Here is a 21633-nt window from a genome sequence, read left to right as displayed (position 1 = left end):
TATTACGTCTGACTCGGCGTCTGGAGCAGCAGAAACTGCTCACCGGCAATCCGATTTTGAGGTGGTAAAAGTCAAAGCGTCACATACGGGTAAGTTTTTGAATGCGTTGTTGAAATAAGCTATCCAAGATTTATCAGCCCTTCTTTTATCAAGGAGGGCTTTTTATTTTTCATGATCCTATTGAACGATATTTCTTCAGCCAATTGTGCCAATATTTGATCATCTACCTTTTTAGCATCATGAGATGAGATATAACCTTCATAGGCATCAAAATACTTATCTATTGAAGAATGAATTGGCTGCCAGTTTTCATGCGTCTTTTTAGTCTGATGCATTGGAAATAATTTGGCATGAMSWTMAATAATCTGGCGTAGACCGGGTGCAATCAGGGTATTGCCATAATGAAACAGCATGTCATAGGACATTTGATAGAGCCGGGCAATCGATGGAATATTCTGAATAAGTTGTTGTATAAAGCTCGATTGATTCGATATTAAGCAAAACAACTTGATTTAGTGATCAAGCTAGTTAAACTAAACAAACTTAATTCAACACAAATATTCTGTTAATAACTCATTTGGAAAAAGCATTGGCATACACTGAAAAGTGACGAAATAAGACCAAGGCAAGTATCCATAAACAGTTGTGCTGGCGACAATAGCAAGAGTGAACCACCTGATCCCTTCCCGAACTCAGAAGTGAAACCTCTTTGCGCTGATGGTAGTGTGGGGTTACCCATGTGAGAGTAAGTCATCGCCAGCTCATTATTCGAAACACCCCTAACTTAACAGTTGGGGGTGTTTTTTTTGCATGGGATAAAATTATTAAAATAAAACTGTCCTTAAAACTTCATCTCATCGCAACTGTCCTGTCATTCAAACTGTATTAAATAAGACGTCGACTTTATAAAAAGATGAATAGACGTATGAGAAAAATTTCTTTAAGTTTGCTGGCGGTCTCTGTATTCGCTCTGACGGCATGCAATGAATCCGATGATAAAACCCTTCAGCCCATCGAAAGCGTAACTGAACCAACTTTGGTGTCTTTTGCCAAACTGGATGTAGAGACCTATGCAGAAGGCTCTGATTCAGGACGAGATGTACGTGGAGCAAATGGTATTTTTCCTCCATTTTCAGGCCAGCCTGTACAGGGTTTTTCTGCTGCATTAAAGCAGCCGGATGGAACTTATCTGGTGATGTCGGATAATGGCTTTGGCTCGCAGGATAATTCTTCTGATTATTTATTGCGTTTGCATCATCTTTCTAGCGATTTCAGAACCAAGGCGGGCGGTACAGCAACTGTCAAACATTTATCTTATATTCAGCTTCGTGATCCGAACAAACTGATTCCTTTTGAAATTGTCCATCAGAATACTCAAGAGCGTTTATTGACAGGTGCTGACTTTGATCCGGAATCTATGCAGCGCGCGCCCAATGGCGATATCTGGATTGGAGATGAATTTGGCCCTTATTTATTACATTTTAGTGCAGATGGAATATTAAAAAGTCCGCCGATTGCTTTAGCGCATCCATTAGAAGCTGGAACTGAACTCAGATCTCCACAAAATCAGCTAAACAAGGGGACTATCGGTTATATTAACGGTTATATTGAACCTTTGGTACAGCAGAGTGGGGGCTTTGAAGGTATGGCAATTTCCCCCAATGGTCGCTATTTATATCCTTTACTTGAAAAACCTTTATTAAATGCCACGACGCCACAACTAATCATTTCAGAATTTGATCTGGAAAAGAAAGTTTATACTGGAAATTTCTATTATTTTGAGTTGGCTTCGAAAGCCTCTGCAATTGGTGATTTTCAGTTATTTAGTGCCAAAGAAGGTGTGATTATTGAACGTGATGACAGTGAAAATAATCTGGGCGGCTATAAAAAATTAATCAAGGTCAGATTGAATCAGTCCGGTGAGTCTGTCGCACGTGAAGAACTGGTTAATTTAATGGATCTGGCCAATCCAGATTTACTTTATGGTCCGGTACGTCCGGGAGATCTTGCCACCGGTCAGCGCTTTGGTTTTCCATTTCAGACCATTGAAGACATTATTATTGAAGGGCCTGATTTAATTACCGTCTTGAATGACAATAACTTTCCCGGTTCAAGTGGTCGTAATCGAAATCTGGCAGATGATAATGAAATTATTCAGATCCGATTAGCTCAAGCATTATATTAATTTCAGTTTTTTCTCAATTTTAAAACGTTCCCTGAGTCTGAGAACTCAGGGATTTTTATATCGAAGAAGTAGCTTGAATTGTTAAGAAATCATTAAAAACTGGACGCATGGGTTTAGAATTTTGAGCAAAGCTTAAGACTTTAGTCGCATATTGCCTGAAAATTAGTTGTGTTGAACTAAGTTGTTGCACGAACATGGCGATAAGAATCATTAAAAATAATAAATAAGAGTTAGTGGCATGTGTCGTGCTGAAAACAACGAATAATAACTCACAGGAGGTGAGTAAAAATGGTAGAAAACACGAAAATGGCAGCAAATACGGTTAGTGTGAATGATGTGATTGATCAGGCAAAATTCACTAAATTTCACTTAAGCATTGTATTGTGGTGTTTGTTTATTGTTCTATTTGACGGGTATGATTTAGCAATTAACGGTGTCGTTCTGCCTCTACTGATGCAGGAGTGGGGCATGAGTGCTGTTGAAGCAGGCATGCTTGCCAGTACAGCACTAGCCGGCATGATGTTTGGTGCCATGCTGTTTGGGATGCTTGCAGACAAAATCGGTCGTAAAAAAGTGATTTTAATTTGTGTCACTTTATTTAGTGCTTTTACATTTTTGGGTGGATTTACCACCACTCCAACAGAGTTTGGTATTTTACGTTTTATTGCCGGCTTGGGCATAGGCGGGGTATTACCTAACCTGGTTGCTTTAACCTCTGAATATGCGCCTAAACGTTTAAAAAGTACACTTGTAACCACCATGTTTAGTGGTTATGCCGTAGGTGGGATTATGGCTGCATTATGTGGTACATGGTTTACCCCAAGTTTTGGTTGGGAAATTATGTTCTTCATTGCAGGTATTCCCTTACTTTTTGTTCCATTGTTTTGGAAGTTCTTACCTGAGTCTCTAACTTTCTTGGTTAAAGAACAAAAAATGAATGAGGCACGTCATTTTATAAAACGAGTTGAGCCAACTGCAGACGTACGAGCAGACACTGAACTGGTTCTAGCCACAGGCGATCAGACACAAAGTGCATCAGTAAAAGCGTTATTTACAGAAAATCGTGCAATGGGAACATTCTTATTCTGGATTGCTTTCTTTATGTGCTTGCTCATGCTTTATGCACTTGGAAGTTGGCTGCCAAAACTCATGATGGCTGCGGGATATTCTTTAGGCAGCAGTTTAATGTTCTTATTAGCACTGAATATTGGTGCCGTGATCGGAACCATTAGTGGTGGTATTCTGGCAGACCGTTTTGACTTTAAACCTGTTCTTATTAGTATGTTAACTGTGGGTGTACTGTCTCTGGTTGGTTTAGGCTTTAACTCTCCAACACCTGTTATTTATTTACTTGTCAGTTTAGCAGGTGCTTCATCTATTGGTACCAGTATCTTGTTATATAGCTATGTTGCTCAATACTATCCTGTTGCAGTACGTTCTACCGGTATTGGTTGGGCTTCTGCTGTGGGGCGTACAGGTGCAATTGTGGGTCCAATTGTGATTGGTATGCTGCTGGGTATGGAATTACCACATAAATGGAATTTCATCGCGGTTGCCATGCCGGGTATTATTGGTATCATCGCTATTTCAATGATTCGTCAACCACAACCCGGTCGCGTTCAGGTGAAACAATTAAAAGCAGCCAAAATTTAAACGATCCTCATAGATTCATTCAGTTTAAAAAACCCCTTTGTCTGAAGGGGTTTTTTATATCTTTAGTATGAAATAAAACCACTCAAAAAAAGTGATTGAGCTAAAAAATCTACAAATTCTGCTTAAATTAAAGTCATTATTATTAATGGCTTAAAATTTAATTTTAATAATAATGTGACATATCACGCAAATAAATGGCATTACATTTGTCATAGCAGAATATCAATTAGTCTTATTGTGCCTTAAATCCCGCTTGCGTATATTGCCTGACATTGAAGATTGCCTTCAATCTTCAACAAAGATGTTATGGACAAGTACTCATGGGAGATGAGAACGATGACAACGGAAAAAATAGATGTAAATTCTGTAGTCGATAATGCGAAATTCACGCCTTTCCACTTCAATGTAGTTGCTTGGTGTTTACTCATTATCTTATTTGATGGCTACGATTTAGCAATCAATGGTGTGGTTTTACCCTTACTGATGCAAGACTGGGGCTTAAGTGCAGTGCAAGCGGGCATGCTTGCAAGTACCGCACTGGCTGGCATGATGTTTGGTGCGATGATCTTCGGTTCCCTCGCGGACAAGATCGGTCGTAAGAAAGTGATCATGATCTGTATTGTATTATTCAGTGGTTTAACTTTTGCGGGTGGCTTTGCCTCAAATCCAACCGAATTCGGTATTTTACGTTTTCTTGCCGGTCTGGGTATTGGTGGGGTCATGCCGAATCTGGTGGCATTGACTTCGGAATATGCGCCACAAAAAATGCGCAGTACCTTGGTAACCACCATGTTTAGTGGTTATGCCGTCGGTGGTGTAATGGCTGCGTTGTTGGGTTCATGGTTTACCCCAAGTTTTGGTTGGGAAATCATGTTCTTTATCGCGGGTATTCCATTATTTTTATTACCAGTGATCTGGAAATTTTTGCCTGAATCGCTGGCATTTATTGTGAAGCAAAACAAGCAGGCTGAAGCACGTCAAATCGTACGTCGTCTGGCACCAAATCTAACGGTTACCGAGAATACAACGCTTACCCTGCCACAGGAAAATGTGCCTGAAGCAGCGAACGTGGTGAGCTTGTTCCGTCGTGGCCGTGCGGTCAATACCTTATTGTTCTGGGTCGCGTTCTTCACTTGTCTGTTAACCATGTATGCTTTAAGTAGCTGGTTACCGAAGTTGATGATGGCAGCGGGCTACTCGATGGACAACAGTCTGATGTTCATGATGGTGATGAACGTGGGTGCGGTCGTGGGTATTGTGGGTGGCGGTATTCTGGCGGATCGTTTCCACTTGAAACCGGTTCTGATGTTCCTCGGTATGATGGGTGCGATTGTGATGAGCTCAATGGGCTTCGCATCTAACCAATTCTTACTTTACATCCTGGTGTTTCTGGCGGGTGCAGCGTCGATTGGTTCACAAATGTTGCTATATAGCTATGTTGCGCAGTTCTACCCGCTTGCGGTACGTTCGACAGGCATTGGCTGGTCTTCTGCGATTGGTCGTATGGGCGCGATTGTAGGGCCGATCCTGATTGGTGGTTTGCTTGGTATGAACCTGCCTGCTTACTTTAACTTTATGGCAGTCGGCTTACCGGTTCTGATTACTGCAATTGCGGTTGCGTTAATCATGCATGACAATGAATCTGAAAAGATTGGTGCAATTGAGCCAGCAGTGTCTAAAGCTTAAAGCTAAGTTTTTAAATAAGAAGCCTCCGAAAGGGGGCTTTTTTATTATTATCATTAAATGATAAATTTTAAAAATATTAAAAAAGTGATAAATAAATGAACCTAAATGATCGTTTTAAGAAGTTTGCGGATTCTGAATATGAATCGATAGATGATATACAGGATATTAAATTTATAGGGCGTAAGGCAGATTATTTTGCTTTTGAGCGCTCATGGATTTTGGAAGTCAAAGTTTTAGAAAAAGATAGACAGAGTACAATTAATGACTTTACAAATGATCAAGTAGATAAAGATCAGGATTTCCCAGAATTTTTTGGGACTGTACATATTGAAGAGTTGATCCAAAAACATAAAGATCCTAATTTTATTAGAAATAAATTATGTGATTATGCCTCTCGAAATTTGCGATCACTTCTTTCATCAGCAGATAAACAAATCTCTGAAACTAAAAAAGCTATAGGAAAAGATGATTGCACAGGGATATTAGTTCTTCTAAATGAAAGAAATGATTTTCATGATCAAGATTTTATTTACCAAGAAATAAGTCCTCTATTACATAGAAAAGATGAACAAGGCAATATTCAAAGAAAACATATACAGGGTGTATGGTATATCCATGAATATAAAGAAAATAATAAAAGAAATGTTTTCTCTAGTTTTTTAATGGGTCCTACAGCTAATATTGAGTCAGTTAAATCATTAGGAAATTTTTTGCACATGGATTGGATTAGTTATAATGGATATGCTTTTATACCCTCAGACTTAAAATAAATCTTGAGGTAGATTCTATGCAATTCGACTCATTCTCCCCAATCCCTGAAGATGATGACGAATTACATCTTCCTGAACTGGTGTACTGGGCTTCTTTAGGCGATGTTGAACAGGTCGAGCAAGGCTTACAGGAAGGTCTGGACGTTAACTCTGCCGACGAAGAAGGCTATAGTGCTTTACAGGCCGCTGCTGAAAATGATCATCTGGAAGTGGTCAAACTCTTGGTCAGCAAAGGTGCAGATATTGCACATCGCAGTCCTAATACTGCTTTAGAACTGGCCGAAATGGCAGGCAATAAAGAAGTTGTGGCTTATCTGAAAAGTCTGGCCGGTGGTGTCTGAATATAAAAAAGAACCTCAAATTTGAGGTTCTTTTTTATGGTATGAGCTTAGGCAGCATCGCCTTCAAGTTCTTTTAAAATGGCTTCATTAAAGGCCGGAAGATCATCCGGATTCCGTGAAGTAATCAGTACCCAGCCGCCGGTATTACAGCGATGCACTTCTTCATCGACCCATTTACCGCCGGCATTTTCCAGATCCAGCTTGATGCTCTTATACGAGGTCAGATTCTTGTCTTTAATTCGATCTGCATCAATTAAGGCCCATGGCCCATGACAGATCGCCGCAATCGGTTTGTGATTGTCGGCAAAATGCTGAATAATTTTCTGGGCATCCTGATTAATTCTTAAAGTATCTGCGTTGACTGTACCACCTGGAATCACCAACAGATCATAATCATTCAGGTCGACATGGTCGAAACTGGTATCAGGCGTATATTGGGTAGCAGCTTTGGTATCACCTTTGACAGTGGCGACATCTTCATTTTTTTCTGCAGCATGAATCACTTCAAAACCTTTGGACTTTAAAAAATTTAAAGGCTCAGTCAGTTCATCATGTTCAATACCTTGATTGGATGTAATAAAGAGGACCTTTTTTACCATGATTGCTGTTCCCAAAAAATGTGAGGATTTTTAGCTTAACAACAAGCCGATTTTTACAATGTTGGAGTTTTAACTCGGAACTGTTAAGCAATGATAAATAAAGCAATGCACAGAAAAAGAAATAGCAGAAAAAAAGCCCCAACATCCTGTTGGGGCTTTTTCCGTATCTCGTGATTTAGGTATAACTCCTGTCGTACCTCACGTCCTGATGCTTGCTTATTCTTGTTGTTTTTAGGTTTTCGGAGCATCCTGCTCTCTATGTGTCTAAAGTAATACACAAGCAGATTTTGTACCAGCAGCAGATTGCGCTTATTGTTGTACGCTTTGACTTACATGAGCGCAGAGAAATTGAGCACGACCAGCTGCTGAATTCTTGGCATCAAAAATGTACATCTAAGCCAATATACGGGCCTTTAAATTCCAGCTGTAAATCTGGACGTTGATCCTGTTGAAAATCTACCGTCATCATGCGATAACCGATTTTGGCACCGACATCGACCAGCAGATTATCAATAAAATCATATTGTAACTCAGCCTGTACATCGGTCTTTTTACTATCGCTGCCATGACTGTAAACGGCTTCTGCTTTGGCACTCAGTCCGGTAAATGGCAATTTAACCCCTGCAGTTGCATAGAGCAGTGGAGTGTATTCATCCAGATCGTATTGCGTGAAAGCCCCGGTATTCAGGTTTTTTACCGTACCCTCCAGATTGCTTAAGCCTGCGCCTACATCGGCATGTACCATGGTATCCAGCAATTCGTAATACAGAATATAGTCAATATTCTTCAGTTTGATTTCTGAGGCATTGATCGGAGTGCTTTGTTCGCTGTTGCTGTCCAGATTGACATATTTGATTTTGGCATTCGGTAAAAGCGGAATCGGATGTTCAAAAGCCACGGACAGCTGCGCCGTACCTTGTCGATCCAGACCATGTTTCATACTGCTATTTTCGCTATAACCGTTAAAATTCCAGTAGCTGAGATCGGCTTTTGCCCCGATGAAATCTGCATGACTGAGCGTGCTTAATCCAAAACTGAAGAATAATGTGGCGAGTATTTTTGTCTGCATGACAGTGAGTCCCTAAAGCTTTATTAAAATTGAGCGTGTCTGGTTACTTAAAAACATCTTCTTAATATTTATCAGCAAGTGCATGATATAGAGAATTTCAAAAATGTATATCCTGAGATTTTGAAGGACTAAAAAATGCGATCTACAGCAGTACAACAGTGTAAAGACTATTCATTCTATGTGGCTGGTCAGGCGGTTCAGACCGGAGAATGGCTAGAGGTTAAACATAAATATACGCAAGCACTCTATGCACGTGTCGCTTTGGCCGATGCCAAAAGCCTGGAGCAGGCCATTCAGTCTGCCCTAGACACCGAGGCAGAGATGGCGGCTTTAGAACCCTTTCAAAAACAGAAAATTCTACTGCATTGTGTGCGCCGTTTTCATGAAATTCGTGAAGAACTGACTGAAATTCTGATTGCAGAAGGCGGTAAACCGCGCAAAGCGGCAGAAGCCGAAGTCGAGCGTCTGATTAATACCTTTCAAATTGCCGCAGATGCCGTGACTCAGATCGATCAGGGACGTATGCTGCCTTTGGCTGTAACCGCGGCAGCATCGGGGTATCAGGGTATGGTTAAGCAGGTGCCGATTGGCGCAGTGTCTTTAATCAGCCCTTTTAATTTTCCCTTAAATCTGACCGCCCACAAAATTGCACCAGCGATTGCTGCCGGTTGTCCTTTCGTGTTGAAACCCGCCAGTCTGACGCCGATTTCTGCCTTGAAAATTGCCGAGATTCTGGCGGAAACCGATTTGCCGAAAGGCGCATTTTCAGTTTTACCCTGTCCGCGCGAGCTGGCCGATGTGCTGGTCACCGATGACCGTTTTAAATTACTCAGTTTTACCGGTTCCGATGTGGTGGGTTGGGATATGAAAGCGCGTGCTGGCCGCAAAAAAGTGGTTCTGGAGCTGGGCGGTAATGCCGCAGTGATGATCGAGCCGGATACCGAAATTAATGATGCCTTGATTACCCGTCTGGTTGGCGGTGCTTATGGTCATGCCGGGCAGGTCTGTATCAGTGTACAGCGCATTCTGGTGCATCAGGATATTTATGCCGAAGTCAGAGATAAACTGCTTGCAAAACTCAAACATCTGAAAGCCACCGATCCAAATCTGAGCACAACTTTGGTCGGCCCGATGATCAAGGAAGCAGAAGCCAAACGCCTGAAAAAATGGCTGGAAAAAGCACTGAAAAAGGATGCGAAAATCCTGATTGGAGGTGAGCTAAATGGCGTGATGTTCGCACCGACTTTATTGGAAAACGTGGATCATAATCTGGAAATTTACCGTGATGAAGTCTTTGGTCCGGTGGCGATGATTGAACCTTATCCTGATTTTGAAGCGGGGATTGCCTGTATCAATCGTAGCCGTTTTGGCTTGCAGGCCGGAGTTTATACCCAGAACTTGAACAAGATGCTGTATGCCTGGGATCATCTGCATGTCGGCGGGGTCATTATCAATGACATTCCATCTTTCCGGGTGGACAACATGCCCTATGGTGGGGTGAAGGATTCAGGTTTAGGCCGTGAAGGGATTCAATCTGCCATTCGCGATATGCAGGAAGAACGGATGCTGGTGATTAAATCTTAAGTAAATGACATCAATCGCTCAGATCCCGTGATGGATTTGCTGCAGGTCAGACCGGGGTATTGCAGTCCATTTTTAGATGTCAAAAATGCACGTGGAGCAGGGCGATCAGATCTCTGCTCCGCGCATTTCAGCTATAGAGTGGCTCACATCGCGATAAGCCTTTGACTTTAATTCTTCTATAAATATAAGGCGATTTGGATGATCGCAGCATGAGCTTTGCTTGACTACGGTTCTGTAGTCAAACTTAAGAAAGATATATTCCAAAAAGTTTGTCAATATATAACCTATAAAATCAGGTAGGTTTCGTTGAATTATTGAACGCTTAATTCGAATAGATTATAAATAACGAATATTTTCAGCAGAATTTACAGAAAAAATTTAAAAAAGTCAGTATTGTTGAACCATCTACAAGGTCAGCTTTTCGATCAGACTTTAAGCAAGATGTAAGACCTGCTGACCTGTTTGTACATTAGAATTCGACGCCCAAAAGGTGCAGCTCTAATCCAAACACCCAAAATAATTGAAATGCTTCTTTATTTGCTTGCGCTATAACCATAACAAGCAGCATCTGAAGGGGTTTAAAGTTTAGGTGTTCTATGACAGAAACTCGTGAGAATTGGTCTGCACGATCAGGATTCATTATTGCAGCCATTGGTTCCGCCGTTGGCTTGGGAAATATCTGGCGTTTCCCTTATGTGGCTTATGAAAATGGGGGTGGGGCATTCCTGATCCCTTACCTGATTGCGATTTTTGCAGCAGGTTTGCCTTTATTGTTTTTAGACTATGCGGTCGGACACAAGTTCCGTAAAGCACCACCCATGGCCTATAAAAAACTCATGAATGCCGAATCCTTGGGTTGGTGGCAGGTGATGGTGACCCTGATCATCGGGATTTACTATGCCAGCGTCTTGTCTTGGGCCGGCAGTTATATGTTCTATTCCTTTGGGCAGCAGTGGGGCACAGATACCCAGGACTTCTTTTTCAATACTTATCTGCAAAACGGCGAAGGTTTAAGTTTAGGTTTTGTTCCTGTCCTGTTTTTCGGTTTGGTAATTGTTTGGGCTGCGGTGATGTTGATTCTTTACGGTGGGGTACGCCGTGGGGTGGAACTGGCGAATAAAATCTTTATGCCACTTCTGGTAATTTTATTTTCTATTCTGGTGATTCAGGCGGTACGCTTACCGGGTGCAGTCGACGGCTTAAATGCTTTCTTTACGCCGAACTGGGAGGCCATGAGCAACTATAAAGTCTGGCTGGCCGCATTTGGTCATATCTTCTTCTCACTGTCGGTGGGCTTCGGGATTATGTTGACCTATGCCTCTTATTTGAAACGCAAAACCAACTTGACCGGTTCTGGGATTGTGGTGGCACTGGCCAACTCATCCTTTGAAATTCTGGCGGGTATTGGTGTATTTGCAGCGCTTGGTTTTATGGCCTTCAGCGCAGGTGCAAATGTTGAAGATGTCGTATCTGGCGGTATTGGTCTGGCCTTTATTGCTTTCCCGAAAATCATTTCCAGTTTAGGTGCAGGCGGTGACCTGTTTGGCTTCCTGTTCTTTGCTTCATTAACAGTTGCCGGTATTACCTCGATGGTCAGTATCCTGCAAGTTCCGATTGCCGCATTCCAGGACAAACTGGGCTGGTCGAAGAACAAGTCAGTCACGATTATTGCCGGTGGTTCAGCGGTGATTTCTACCTTGATGTTCTCGACCCATAGTGCGATTACCTTTGTCGACATTATTGACTACTTTGCCAATAATATCGGTATTGTCGGTGGTGGTTTGATCTCCATTATTCTGTTGTCGTGGTTCCGTCGTCCATTGATGAAGCAGCTGGAAGGCCATGTGAATCAGTTTGCCAGCGTGAAACTTGGTCGCAGCTGGAACTTCATGCTGACCGTCATCACGCCGTTGTCCTTATTAATGGCATTGGGTCTGACCCTGAAATCGATCATGGCAGAAGGTTATGGTGGCTATGCTGCCAGCACCCTGTGGATGGTGGGTGGAGGTGTCATGGCATTCTTTATTCTGGGCGCCATTCTGTTTAGTCTGGTCAAAGACCGTCATAGCTAGGAGAGCGACTATGAATACATCTGCACTGGTGATGATGATCATCTCTATCGTTTTATTGTGGGGTGGTCTGGTACTGTCCGTGATTCATCTGGCAAAAAATCCGGAAGAACCAGAAGACTAAAAATCTTCACATAAACCTACTGTTTTACTGTAAACGAAAGTCATTATCATCTATGGTGATAATGACTTTTTTAATGGCTGACGATTTGGCATGATTTCCGTTTCAGATGGACAAGTCTATACAGCCTTTGCCGTGACCTTCTTCGCTGGGCTTGCCACCGTGTTGGGTGGGGGACTGATACTCTTCTTAAAAAAACCCAATTTCCGTCTGCTGGCCTTTGGTCTGGCCTTTGCCGCGGGCGCCATGATCTATGTTTCTTTAACCGAAATTCTGAATAAATCGATTGCCTCCTTTAGTCTGGCTTTTGATGAAAAAACCGGTTTTGCCTTTGGCACCTTTGCATTTTTGTTGGGCGTGATTCTGGTGTTATTGCTTGATCATTTTGTGCCGAATCCGCATGAAACTGTTGAAACGCATGCCAGTGAGGGCGTCAGTTCACCGCAACTATTGCGTACCGGCATGCTGACTTTATTCGCCATTAGCGCACATAACCTGCCAGAAGGTCTGGCGACCTTTTTTGCCACGCTGGAAAGTCCTGCCTTGGGTGCGCCTCTGGCGGTGGCAATTGCGATTCATAATATCCCGGAAGGTGTGGCAATTGCCTTGCCAGTGTATATGGCGACCGGACGCAAAGATTATGCGCTCTGGGCCAGTCTGGTGTCGGGACTGGCTGAACCTTTGGGTGCCGCCTTGGGTTACTTTATTCTGGCACCTTATATGAGCGATACAGTATATGGTCTGGTTTTTGGTTTAATTGGCGGGGTGATGGTCTATCTGGCACTGGACGAGTTATTGCCGACTGCAAAACGTTATTCCGAAGGGCATGAAACGGTATATGGACTTGTGAGCGGTATGGCTGCGCTGGCCAGCAGTCTGGTGATCTTTAAGTTTATTCAGTAAGTCCTGTTGCCATCCGGCAACTCCATAAAAAAAGCAGCCTAAGCTGCTTTTTTTGATTGTAAACTAATGATTTATGCGGTCTTTTCAATATGGCAATAGAAGAAACCGTCGCCTTGATCGGCTGTTGGTAACAACTGACGACCGTGAATCTGTTCGATGCCCCAATCGGCTTCAATCTTGATTTCTTTGGCATCGCTATGCTGGGCAAAGAACTCGACCATCTGCTGTTCATTTTCCGCTTTTAGAATCGAACAGGTGATGTACAGCAAGCTGCCGCCAACTTTCAGCTGCTGCCACATATTTTCCAGAATCTGCTTTTGCAGCGCGACGGTTTGCGGAATATCTGTGGAATGACGCAGCAAGCGAATATCCGGATGACGACGAATCACACCAATCGCAGAACATGGCGCATCCAGTACGATACAGTCGACTGGTTCAGGCGCTGTCCAGTTGATGGCATCGGCTGCAATAATTTCAACTTCGGCATATTCTGTTAACAGTAGGCGTTCCAGATTTTCTGCCACACGCACTAAACGTTTGGCGTCCTGATCAATTGCATACAGCTTTTTCGGGCTGTATTTTTCCAGAATATGCGCAGTTTTCCCACCCGGCGCAGCGCAGGCATCGACTACGACCTTGCCTTCAAGATCAGGCACTAAAGTTGCGCAAAGCTGTGCGTGTTCATCCTGAACCGAGAAACCGCCAGCTTCATAGCCCGGCAGGTTTGGAATATGTACATTCTGTTCCAGCACAATGCCGACTTCAGACAGGGTACAGGCGCGTGCCTCATAACCTTCTTCTTCCAGAATTTCCAGATATTCATCACGGCTGACCTGATTGACATTGACACGCAAGGTCAACGGCGCAATCTGTTTTAACTCATGCGACAGTTCAGCCAGCTGTTCCGGCCAGTCTTTCTTTAAACGCTTAAATAACCAGCTTGGCAGGCCATGCGCCTGATTTAAAGCCAGATCAAATTCTTCTGTTTCACGTGAAACACGACGCAGCACTGCATTGACCAGACCACTTAAAGGTTCGAATCCCAGCTGTTTGGCTGCTGTCACCGTTTCTGAAATCGCAGCATGCGCCGGAATACGGGTACATAGAATCTGGTATAAACCCAAATATAAGCAGCTTTCTAGAGCTTGGTTATCCAGAGGTTTGGTTAACAGTGGCAGGGTAATGGCTTTCAGGCCATGCCATTGACGTAAACAGCCCAAGGTTAACTCGTGATACAAGCCACGGTCACGTTCAGACACAATATTGATATGTTGATTGAGTACAGAAGCAAGTGATTGGCCGTTTTGTACAGCCAATAGCGTTTTGACAACTTGCGCGCGCAAATTCAAGTTTTTAGCTGATGATTGAATTTGGCTCATGCGAATTTATATCCTAGCGATAGTTTTTGAGTTTGATTAATTTGAACAGCATTCAGGGCTTTGCCACCTGGCCATTGCAGATTGGTGATGCAAATGGCGTTCTGATCACCACACATCACATGTACGCCGTCTTTATCCAGGGCAATCACTTCACCAGGCAGAGCAGTGCTTGCGTTGTGCGTAGAAAGTGATGAGTTCCAGATGCGTAAATTGTTGCTGTCATCCAGCGGGGTAAAGGCTACTGGCCAAGGATTAAAAGCGCGGATATTACGGTCAATCTCTGCCGCAGCTTGTGTCCAGTCAATTTGCGCTTCTGCTTTAGACAGTTTATGTGCATAGACCGTCAGGCTGTCATCTTGCACTTCACGCTGTGCTAAATAGTGCTGCAAGGTCTGTTCCGATTCTAAAACCTTTAGCGTCGCTTCAGCGCCCTGTAGCGCCAGTTTGTCATGCAGACTGGCAGAGGTATCTTCGGCGGTAATTGGACAGATGGTTTTGTACATCATGTCCCCGGTATCCAGACCAGCCGCCATTTTCATAATGGTCACACCGGTCTCGGCATCGCCAGTGGCAATCGCGCGCTGAATCGGGGCTGCACCGCGCCAGCGTGGCAACAGGGAACCATGAATATTCAGGCAACCATATTTTGGTGTATCCAGAACCACTTGTGGCAGGATCAGGCCATAGGCCGCCACCACCATCACATCTGCATTTAAGGCTTTGAGTTCTGCTTGCGCTGCCAGACCTTCTTCAGTCGAAGATTTGAAATGAAGCGGTTGGTAGACTGGAATATTGTGTTCAAGCGCCAACTGCTTGACCGCAGATGCCGTGAGTTTTTGTCCGCGTCCGGCCTTGCGGTCAGGCTGGGTATACACCGCCACAATTTCATGCTCGGTTTTGAGCAGCGCAGCCAATGCAGTCGCTGCAAATTCTGGTGTGCCTGCAAATATGATCTTCACACATGAAATTCCAAATAAACTTAAAGCGTATTATAAGCCAAAAGCCAAATTTCAGCCTAATCGTTGCAAAAACTTATTGGATAAGACCGGTGAGTGCTTGAATTTCAGTAGAATTTTTATATAAAAAAAACTCATGCAAATTGTAAAAATTATTCATGAAAGTTTTGTATTGTCCTGATGATGATGGCGGTATAGTAGATTTCATTAAGAAATTTTTATCGTCAGATCATCAAAACCTCTCTATAGATATTTTTGCCTGCGTCTACACCCAAAAGGCCATCTTGTAAATCAAGGGCTTGTAGTATGATAGGTTTAAAATTCAACTGATTTAAGCTCCTTGTCAGTATGATTTAGCCAGAGTGGATCTGCCCGATTCATTGCAAGCTCAAACTTTGTTGGAAATATAAAATGCCTGACTATCGTTCAAAAACATCGACACACGGAAGAAATATGGCTGGCGCACGCGGTTTATGGCGTGCCACTGGCATGAAAGATGAAGATTTCGGTAAACCGATTATTGCGGTGGTGAACTCGTTCACCCAGTTTGTACCAGGGCATGTGCATCTTAAAGACTTGGGTCAGCTGGTGGCACGTCAAATTGAAGCGTCAGGCGGCGTGGCCAAAGAATTCAATACCATTGCCGTCGATGACGGTATTGCGATGGGTCATGACGGCATGCTGTACTCATTGCCTTCGCGTGACCTGATTGCAGACTCGGTCGAGTACATGGTCAATGCGCATTGTGCCGATGCGATGGTGTGTATCTCGAACTGTGACAAAATCACCCCGGGCATGTTGATGGCTGCGATGCGTCTGAACATTCCGGTGGTATTTGTTTCTGGCGGTCCGATGGAAGCGGGCAAGGTTAAAATTCGTGGTAACGAACACGCGATTGACCTGGTGGATGCCATGGTGGTTGCGGCAGATGACAGCTTCACTGATGAAGAAGTGGCAGCTTATGAGCGTTCAGCCTGTCCTACCTGTGGTTCATGTTCAGGCATGTTCACCGCCAACTCGATGAACTGCTTGACTGAAGCACTCGGTTTATCTTTACCGGGTAATGGCTCTACGCTGGCAACGCATGCCAACCGTAAAAAATTATTCGAGCGTGCAGGCCAGTTGATTGTGGAAATCACCAAGCGTCATTATGAGCAAAATGATTACAGCGTGTTGCCACGTAATGTTGCGACCAAAGCATCGTATGAAAATGCCATGACTTTGGACATCGCGATGGGTGGTTCAACCAACACCGTTCTTCACTTGTTGGCAGCTGCTCACGAAGCAGAAGTAGACTTCACCATGGACGATATCGACCGTTTATCTCGTAAAGTGCCTGTACTGTGTAAAGTGGCACCTGCGGTTAAAAACGTTCATATGGAAGATATTCACCGTGCCGGCGGCATTATGTCGATCCTCGGTGAACTAGACCGTGGTGGTTTACTGGATACTTCTGTACCTACTGTACATGAAGCGACCTTAAAAGATGCCTTAGACAAGTGGGACATCATCCGTACTGAAGATGAAGAGGTGTATAACTTCTTCAAATCGGCACCGGGCGGTGTACCAACCCAAACAGCGTTCTCACAAGATCGTTACTACACCCGTCTAGATGGCGACCGTGAAAATGGTGTGATCCGCAACGTTGAACATGCCTTCTCGCAAGATGGTGGTTTGGCAGTGCTTTACGGCAACATCGCACTGGACGGTTGTATCGTAAAAACTGCGGGTGTAGATGATTCAATCTTGAAATTCAACGGCACAGCACGTGTATTTGAAAGCCAGGATGATGCAGTAGAAGCAATTCTTGGTGGAAAAATCGTGGCAGGTGATGTGGTACTGATCCGTTATGAAGGTCCACAAGGTGGTCCGGGTATGCAAGAAATGTTGTACCCAACCAGCTACTTGAAATCGAAAGGTTTAGGTAAAGATTGTGCGCTTGTGACTGATGGTCGTTTCTCTGGGGGGTCTTCAGGTCTTTCCATTGGTCATGTTTCACCAGAAGCAGCTGAAGGCGGCACAATTGCCCTGGTTGAAGATGGTGACCGTATCGAAATTGATATTCCAAACCGTAGCATTCATTTAGCTGTTGCTGAAGATGTACTGGCAGCACGCCGTGAAGTACAAGAAGCCAAAGGTTGGAAGCCTGCTAAAGAACGCCCACGTAAAGTCTCTAAAGCGCTGAAAGCCTATGCAATGCATGCCACCAGTGCGGCGAAAGGTGCGGTACGTGATATTTAAGCTGTAATTTTTATAGCGCAAAAAAGCACTCCAGATGGGGTGCTTTTTTATTTAATGAAATTTATAGGTTCAGTACAGCGCAGTCTTAAAGGAAATTGGCTAATTGCAGTTTATAAGCTTCGGTTCGACCTACTTTTGTTTCGACAAAAGTAAAAGTGCCTACGAGATAACATTAAAAATTACTCAGGTAATTTGAGGCTGTATGGTAAAAAAATCGAAGATCCACTTAAAATCAAAGCTTTAATAACTTTAAAAGTTCTGATGATCTTTGTGCAGGCAGAATCTTACTTTTGACGGCGCAAAAGTAACAAAACGCTCTCGTTCCGCTAACTCTACTTCCTTGTAGCACAGTGAAACAGCGACCTTCCCTGTCGCTTTGTCATGTGATCTATTTAGAGTTAAAAAGCATAAATAGGGCACTGCGATAACACAGAGTTTCACTTTTATGTGCTGCCTGCCTTCTATACAATGATCTTAAAATAAATTGCCAAAGACCCATGTTTAAAATTGGTCATCGCCCAGGAAGAAAATAATGAGTAAAGATAATATCCGTGAGCATTCAGCCCCCGTTTATGAAGGTATTGAAAATGCACCGGCGCGTTCCATGATGCGTGCTACCGGTTTTAACGACGCCGATTTTGAACGTCCATTTATTGGCATCGCTTCGACCTGGGCCAATGTCACACCATGTAATATGCATATTGATGGTCTGGCCAGAACTGTAGAGCAGGGCGTGAGTGCTGCGGGCGGCAAGGGCATTATCTTTAATACCATTACTATTTCAGATGGTATTTCCAATGGTACGGAAGGCATGAAATATTCACTGCTGTCACGGGAAGTGATCGCAGACTCCATTGAAACAGTAGTGGGCTGCCAGGCTTATGATGGGGTGATTGCCATTGGTGGTTGCGACAAAAACATGCCGGGCTGCATCATGGGGTTGGCACGCTTAAACCGTCCGGGTCTGTTTATTTATGGTGGCACCATCAAACCGGGCGAAGGTCATACCGACATGATTTCGGTATTTGAAGCAGTCGGTCAGTATGCCAAAGGCGAAATTAACGCGATTCAGGTCAAGCATATTGAAGAAGTATCCTTGCCGGGTCCGGGCTCCTGTGGCGGCATGTATACCGCTAACTCAATGGCCTCTGCGATTGAAGCACTCGGTATGAGCTTGCCGGGCTCCTCGGCGCAGGAAGCAATTTCGGATGATAAACAAATCGACTGTGCCCGTGCCGGTGAAGCAGTCATGAATCTGTTGCGACTGGATATCAAGCCACGTGACATCATGACCAAGGCTGCTTTCGAAAATTCGATCAAGGTCTTGATTGCGTTGGGTGGTTCCACCAATGGCGTGTTGCATCTGCTAGCCATGGCGCATACCGCAGGGGTTGAATTGAGTCTGGATGACTTTGTCCGAATTGGCAAAGATATTCCGGTGGTGGCCGACGTGCGTCCATCAGGTAAATATCTGATGTCAGAACTGATTGCGATTGGCGGGATTCAACCACTGATGAAGCGCATGCTGGATGCCGGCATGCTGGATGGCTCATGTCTGACGGTCACAGGTAAGACGCTGGCAGAAGATCTGGCCGATGTGCAGGACTATCCGGAAGGCCAGCAGATTATTCTGCCTTTTGATGCGCCAGTGAAAAAAGACTCGCATCTGGTGATTCTAAAAGGCAATCTGTCACCAAAGGGCGCGGTCGCCAAAATTACCGGTAAGGAAGGACTGCATTTTGCTGGCCCAGCTCGCGTGTTTGAAGGTGAGCAGGGCGCCATGCGCGGTATTCTGGATGGTGAAGTCCAGCCGGGTGAAGTGGTGGTGATTCGTGGCGTTGGTCCCAAAGGTGGCCCGGGAATGCCAGAAATGCTGAAACCGACCTCTGCGATTATCGGGAAGGGCCTGGGAGCATCAGTTGCCCTGATTACCGATGGACGCTTCTCGGGTGGCAGTCACGGTTTTGTGATTGGTCATGTCACCCCCGAAGCTTATGATGGCGGCCCGATTGGTCTGGTACAAAATGGCGACCAGATTTCAATTAATGCGGAAACCCGGGAAATGACCTGGCATGTGGATGAGCCGGAGATTGCAGCACGTCAAGCAGCCTGGATCAAACCAAAACCGAACTATACCCACGGCGCTCTGGCCAAATTCGCCAAACTGACCTCAGGTGCAGAAACCGGGGCAGTCACTGACCTGAATCTTGAGCTCTAATCCATTGTTAAACATTGAACATTTGCTTATGACTTGATATAAGTTTTTACACCATGCAGGGCTTTGGCTCTGCGATCTTAAAAATAGATTATTCTGCGCAGATTGAGCTTTGTCGAGCTGCGCACTGTCATTCTTGTCGAGGCCGATCTCATGTCGCTGTTACGCCGTTGGTTTGATCCAATCCGATCGAGTTGGTTTTACCAGAAACCAATCCGTCAAACGGTGTTATCTATTCAAGATGGGCTGAGTATCCATTTAAGACTGGATGATGTGTACAGCTATCTGGCGGTACAGCAGCTGCCCCAGCTCGAAGAAATTTTAAGTCCGCAGCTCAAGCCGCTGAAAGTGATGATTTCCAGTGCGCATGCAGAACCCCCCAATCAGATGTCTTTTGAGGAATGGCAGCATTACACGATTAATGATGCCAAGATCTTGTCGAAACAGCATCGTTTCAGTTTTCATGACACGCCAGAATTGCCAAGCGCTGAAGCCTTGCAACAGGCGGAACTGATTTTACGGCGCACCCCGCTACGCGGGCAGGATTTCCTGTATCTGCTGGAAGATGTATTTCATATGCTCTGGCAAAAGCAGACCGGAAAATTACGTACCTTATATGCCATGGCCAGCCGCCATCATCAGCCACAGGATTTTCCCGAACGCATTTTTGACCAGACCCCGGTTCTGGCCAGCTATTTTGATTTGGGGGGCCGCCAGTATCAGGCGGTGGATGACCTATTACGTCTGACTCGGCGTCTGGAGCAGCAGAAACTGCTCACCGGCAATCCGATTTTCCTGATCAATCATATTGAATGGCGTGAGCATCTGATCAGTGATGCCGAAGAGCTGAACGAGATCCAGTCGATGGACCCGGAACTGGATTTATATATTGCGCTGGAAGATCCGATTTCCTGGTTGTTGCTGGCCTATATCAAAGAAGAACTGGCGGATTATTATAATATCCAGCTGAAAGTCTATCCTTTGTCTTACCGTGGCCGGGATGAGTTTGACTGGAGTCTGGCCACGCGTTTGTCGAAACGGACTGAGGTCGAATTTACCCCGTTCTGCCGTCCGACTGAACAGGCGATTGCCCCCATGGCGCAGTTATTTTATAGCTGTCCTGAAGAACAGCGCATTGAGGCCATGTATCAGATCTTGCAAGCTGTCTGGACCCGTGGTCAAGACTTGTCCTATGCACCGCATTTCCAGCGTATGCAGCAGCAACTCAACATTGCCGAGCTGAGCCAGGACGATATTCTGGCCAAGTTGCAGGACAATGATATGCTCTGTGAAATGAAGTCGCAGCCGAACTTTCCGGTACTGGAACTGCGCATCGATGATCAAAGTTATACATTTAATAGCTTATATCGGGTCTGGATGATTGAAAGTATTTTCAGTAATGTGTTAGAAGAAAAGTATAAGAGTAATAATCAAACTGAAAGTGAATTGAAAAAACATGGAAAAGATCAAAGCTGAATCATTAGAACATGCACGTCAACAGATCGATGCCATTGATACAGCTTTAGTTGAGCTGATCGCTGCGCGTCAATTTTATGTTGATCAAACCACCCGTTTTAAAAAAACTGAAACCGATTTACAGTCACCGGAACGTATGGAGCAGATTGTAGAACATGTCAGAGCACTGGCGCAGCAGCAGGGCGTCGATCAGGAATTTATTGAACATCTGTATCGTGAAATGTTTCATTATTTCATTCAACGTGAATTGAAAGAGTTTCGCCCTTAACCAGACTTGTGCTTTAACAGAAGCCTTGCGGGGCTTCTTTTCATTTCTTTAATCGCAAAGTTGAAAAATACAAAGATAAAAAAAGCAGCCATTCGGCTGCTCAATACTTTTATTTCGA

At 44.3% G+C, this 21633-nt stretch carries 18 protein-coding genes and 1 rRNA gene; 14 read left to right on the top strand and 5 right to left on the bottom strand.

Annotated features, from left to right (window positions below; translation table 11 throughout):
* Positions 1-119: 119 nt before the first annotated feature.
* Entirely contained in the window at positions 120-425 is a 306-nt protein-coding gene (locus CWI32_RS13140) for a hypothetical protein (RefSeq protein ID WP_252146115.1), read from the bottom strand.
* 222 nt (positions 426-647) lie between these two features.
* Between CWI32_RS13140 and rrf the strand changes: the two genes are divergently transcribed.
* The 6 genes from rrf to CWI32_RS13110 all read left to right on the top strand — a co-directional run bounded on the left by rrf (position 648) and on the right by CWI32_RS13110 (position 6635).
* Positions 648-762, top strand: a 5S ribosomal RNA gene (gene rrf / locus CWI32_RS13135).
* A gap of 163 nt (positions 763-925) precedes the next feature.
* Positions 926-2185, top strand: a complete 1260-nt coding sequence (locus CWI32_RS13130) for an esterase-like activity of phytase family protein (RefSeq protein ID WP_100535501.1) — start codon at positions 926-928, stop codon at positions 2183-2185.
* Between the two features lie 288 nt (positions 2186-2473).
* Complete coding sequence (locus CWI32_RS13125) at positions 2474-3838, top strand: MFS transporter (protein WP_171294226.1); 1365 nt, start codon at positions 2474-2476, stop codon at positions 3836-3838.
* A gap of 336 nt (positions 3839-4174) precedes the next feature.
* Positions 4175-5524 carry an aromatic acid/H+ symport family MFS transporter gene (locus tag CWI32_RS13120; protein WP_100535500.1) on the top strand — a complete coding sequence of 450 codons (1350 nt, stop codon included), beginning with the start codon at positions 4175-4177 and terminating at the stop codon, positions 5522-5524.
* Between the two features lie 95 nt (positions 5525-5619).
* Positions 5620-6294, top strand: a complete 675-nt coding sequence (locus tag CWI32_RS13115) for a hypothetical protein (protein ID WP_100535499.1) — start codon at positions 5620-5622, stop codon at positions 6292-6294.
* Between the two features lie 17 nt (positions 6295-6311).
* The gene (locus tag CWI32_RS13110) at positions 6312-6635 is read left to right on the top strand and encodes an ankyrin repeat domain-containing protein (protein WP_100535498.1); all 324 of its coding nucleotides are present in this window, start codon (positions 6312-6314) and stop codon (positions 6633-6635) included.
* A 47-nt stretch (positions 6636-6682) separates the two neighbouring features.
* On the opposite strand, the gene CWI32_RS13105 is transcribed toward CWI32_RS13110, so the two are convergent.
* Positions 6683-7234, bottom strand: a complete 552-nt coding sequence (locus CWI32_RS13105; protein WP_005173569.1) for a type 1 glutamine amidotransferase domain-containing protein — start codon at positions 7232-7234, stop codon at positions 6683-6685.
* Positions 7235-7613: 379 nt separating this feature from the next.
* On the bottom strand, positions 7614-8303 hold the full coding sequence (locus CWI32_RS13100; protein WP_100535497.1) for a TIGR04219 family outer membrane beta-barrel protein: 690 nt from the start codon (positions 8301-8303) through the stop codon (positions 7614-7616).
* A 135-nt stretch (positions 8304-8438) separates the two neighbouring features.
* Between CWI32_RS13100 and CWI32_RS13095 the strand changes: the two genes are divergently transcribed.
* From CWI32_RS13095 to zupT, 4 genes are all read left to right on the top strand, one after another.
* Positions 8439-9887 carry an aldehyde dehydrogenase family protein gene (locus tag CWI32_RS13095; RefSeq protein WP_100535496.1) on the top strand — a complete coding sequence of 483 codons (1449 nt, stop codon included), beginning with the start codon at positions 8439-8441 and terminating at the stop codon, positions 9885-9887.
* Positions 9888-10483: 596 nt separating this feature from the next.
* A complete protein-coding gene (locus CWI32_RS13090) occupies positions 10484-11959 on the top strand; it encodes a sodium-dependent transporter (RefSeq protein ID WP_100535495.1) in 1476 nt (491 codons plus the stop codon).
* Positions 11960-11969: 10 nt separating this feature from the next.
* The gene (locus CWI32_RS15090) at positions 11970-12080 is read left to right on the top strand and encodes a methionine/alanine import family NSS transporter small subunit (RefSeq protein ID WP_005173576.1); all 111 of its coding nucleotides are present in this window, start codon (positions 11970-11972) and stop codon (positions 12078-12080) included.
* A gap of 90 nt (positions 12081-12170) precedes the next feature.
* On the top strand, positions 12171-12980 hold the full coding sequence (gene zupT / locus CWI32_RS13080) for a zinc transporter ZupT (RefSeq protein WP_074383769.1): 810 nt from the start codon (positions 12171-12173) through the stop codon (positions 12978-12980).
* A 71-nt stretch (positions 12981-13051) separates the two neighbouring features.
* Here zupT and rsmB read toward each other — a convergent pair whose 3' ends face one another.
* The gene (gene rsmB, locus CWI32_RS13075; protein ID WP_100355465.1) at positions 13052-14359 is read right to left on the bottom strand and encodes a 16S rRNA (cytosine(967)-C(5))-methyltransferase RsmB; all 1308 of its coding nucleotides are present in this window, start codon (positions 14357-14359) and stop codon (positions 13052-13054) included.
* Positions 14356-15318, bottom strand: a complete 963-nt coding sequence (gene fmt / locus CWI32_RS13070; protein ID WP_100355464.1) for a methionyl-tRNA formyltransferase — start codon at positions 15316-15318, stop codon at positions 14356-14358. Before fmt ends, rsmB begins: the two co-directional genes overlap by 4 nt.
* Positions 15319-15726: 408 nt before the next feature.
* On the opposite strand from fmt, the gene ilvD (CWI32_RS13065) reads away from it, so the two are divergent.
* The 4 genes from ilvD (CWI32_RS13065) (at position 15727) to CWI32_RS13050 (ending at position 21515) form a co-directional block, all read left to right on the top strand.
* Entirely contained in the window at positions 15727-17556 is a 1830-nt protein-coding gene (gene ilvD / locus CWI32_RS13065) for a dihydroxy-acid dehydratase (protein WP_100535493.1), read from the top strand.
* Positions 17557-18088: 532 nt separating this feature from the next.
* Positions 18089-19774 carry a dihydroxy-acid dehydratase gene (gene ilvD, locus CWI32_RS13060; RefSeq protein ID WP_100535492.1) on the top strand — a complete coding sequence of 562 codons (1686 nt, stop codon included), beginning with the start codon at positions 18089-18091 and terminating at the stop codon, positions 19772-19774.
* A 150-nt stretch (positions 19775-19924) separates the two neighbouring features.
* Positions 19925-21247, top strand: coding sequence for a hypothetical protein (locus tag CWI32_RS13055; protein WP_100535491.1), 1323 nt, complete (start codon positions 19925-19927; stop codon positions 21245-21247).
* Complete coding sequence (locus CWI32_RS13050; RefSeq protein WP_005173592.1) at positions 21228-21515, top strand: chorismate mutase; 288 nt, start codon at positions 21228-21230, stop codon at positions 21513-21515. The genes CWI32_RS13055 and CWI32_RS13050 overlap by 20 nt, the downstream gene beginning before the upstream one ends.
* The last annotated feature ends 118 nt before the right edge of the window (positions 21516-21633 follow it).

Origin of the sequence: Acinetobacter pseudolwoffii (genome assembly GCF_002803605.1) — a bacterium.
Taxonomy (GTDB): domain Bacteria; phylum Pseudomonadota; class Gammaproteobacteria; order Pseudomonadales; family Moraxellaceae; genus Acinetobacter; species Acinetobacter pseudolwoffii.
This window is presented reverse-complemented; position numbering and strand designations above follow the sequence as displayed.

Coding starts and splice junctions, on each gene's coding strand:
- ilvD (WP_100535493.1), top strand. CDS start 15,727: ATGCCTGACTATCGTTCAAAAACATCGACACACGGAAGAAATATGGCT.
- CWI32_RS13050 (WP_005173592.1), top strand. CDS start 21,228: ATGGAAAAGATCAAAGCTGAATCATTAGAACATGCACGTCAACAGATC.
- ilvD (WP_100535492.1), top strand. CDS start 18,089: ATGAGTAAAGATAATATCCGTGAGCATTCAGCCCCCGTTTATGAAGGT.
- CWI32_RS13125 (WP_171294226.1), top strand. CDS start 2,474: ATGGTAGAAAACACGAAAATGGCAGCAAATACGGTTAGTGTGAATGAT.
- CWI32_RS13110 (WP_100535498.1), top strand. CDS start 6,312: ATGCAATTCGACTCATTCTCCCCAATCCCTGAAGATGATGACGAATTA.
- CWI32_RS13115 (WP_100535499.1), top strand. CDS start 5,620: ATGAACCTAAATGATCGTTTTAAGAAGTTTGCGGATTCTGAATATGAA.
- rsmB (WP_100355465.1), bottom strand. CDS start 14,359: ATGAGCCAAATTCAATCATCAGCTAAAAACTTGAATTTGCGCGCGCAA.
- zupT (WP_074383769.1), top strand. CDS start 12,171: ATGATTTCCGTTTCAGATGGACAAGTCTATACAGCCTTTGCCGTGACC.
- CWI32_RS13105 (WP_005173569.1), bottom strand. CDS start 7,234: ATGGTAAAAAAGGTCCTCTTTATTACATCCAATCAAGGTATTGAACAT.
- CWI32_RS13130 (WP_100535501.1), top strand. CDS start 926: ATGAGAAAAATTTCTTTAAGTTTGCTGGCGGTCTCTGTATTCGCTCTG.
- CWI32_RS13120 (WP_100535500.1), top strand. CDS start 4,175: ATGACAACGGAAAAAATAGATGTAAATTCTGTAGTCGATAATGCGAAA.
- CWI32_RS13095 (WP_100535496.1), top strand. CDS start 8,439: ATGCGATCTACAGCAGTACAACAGTGTAAAGACTATTCATTCTATGTG.
- CWI32_RS13055 (WP_100535491.1), top strand. CDS start 19,925: ATGTCGCTGTTACGCCGTTGGTTTGATCCAATCCGATCGAGTTGGTTT.
- CWI32_RS13100 (WP_100535497.1), bottom strand. CDS start 8,303: ATGCAGACAAAAATACTCGCCACATTATTCTTCAGTTTTGGATTAAGC.
- CWI32_RS13090 (WP_100535495.1), top strand. CDS start 10,484: ATGACAGAAACTCGTGAGAATTGGTCTGCACGATCAGGATTCATTATT.
- CWI32_RS15090 (WP_005173576.1), top strand. CDS start 11,970: ATGAATACATCTGCACTGGTGATGATGATCATCTCTATCGTTTTATTG.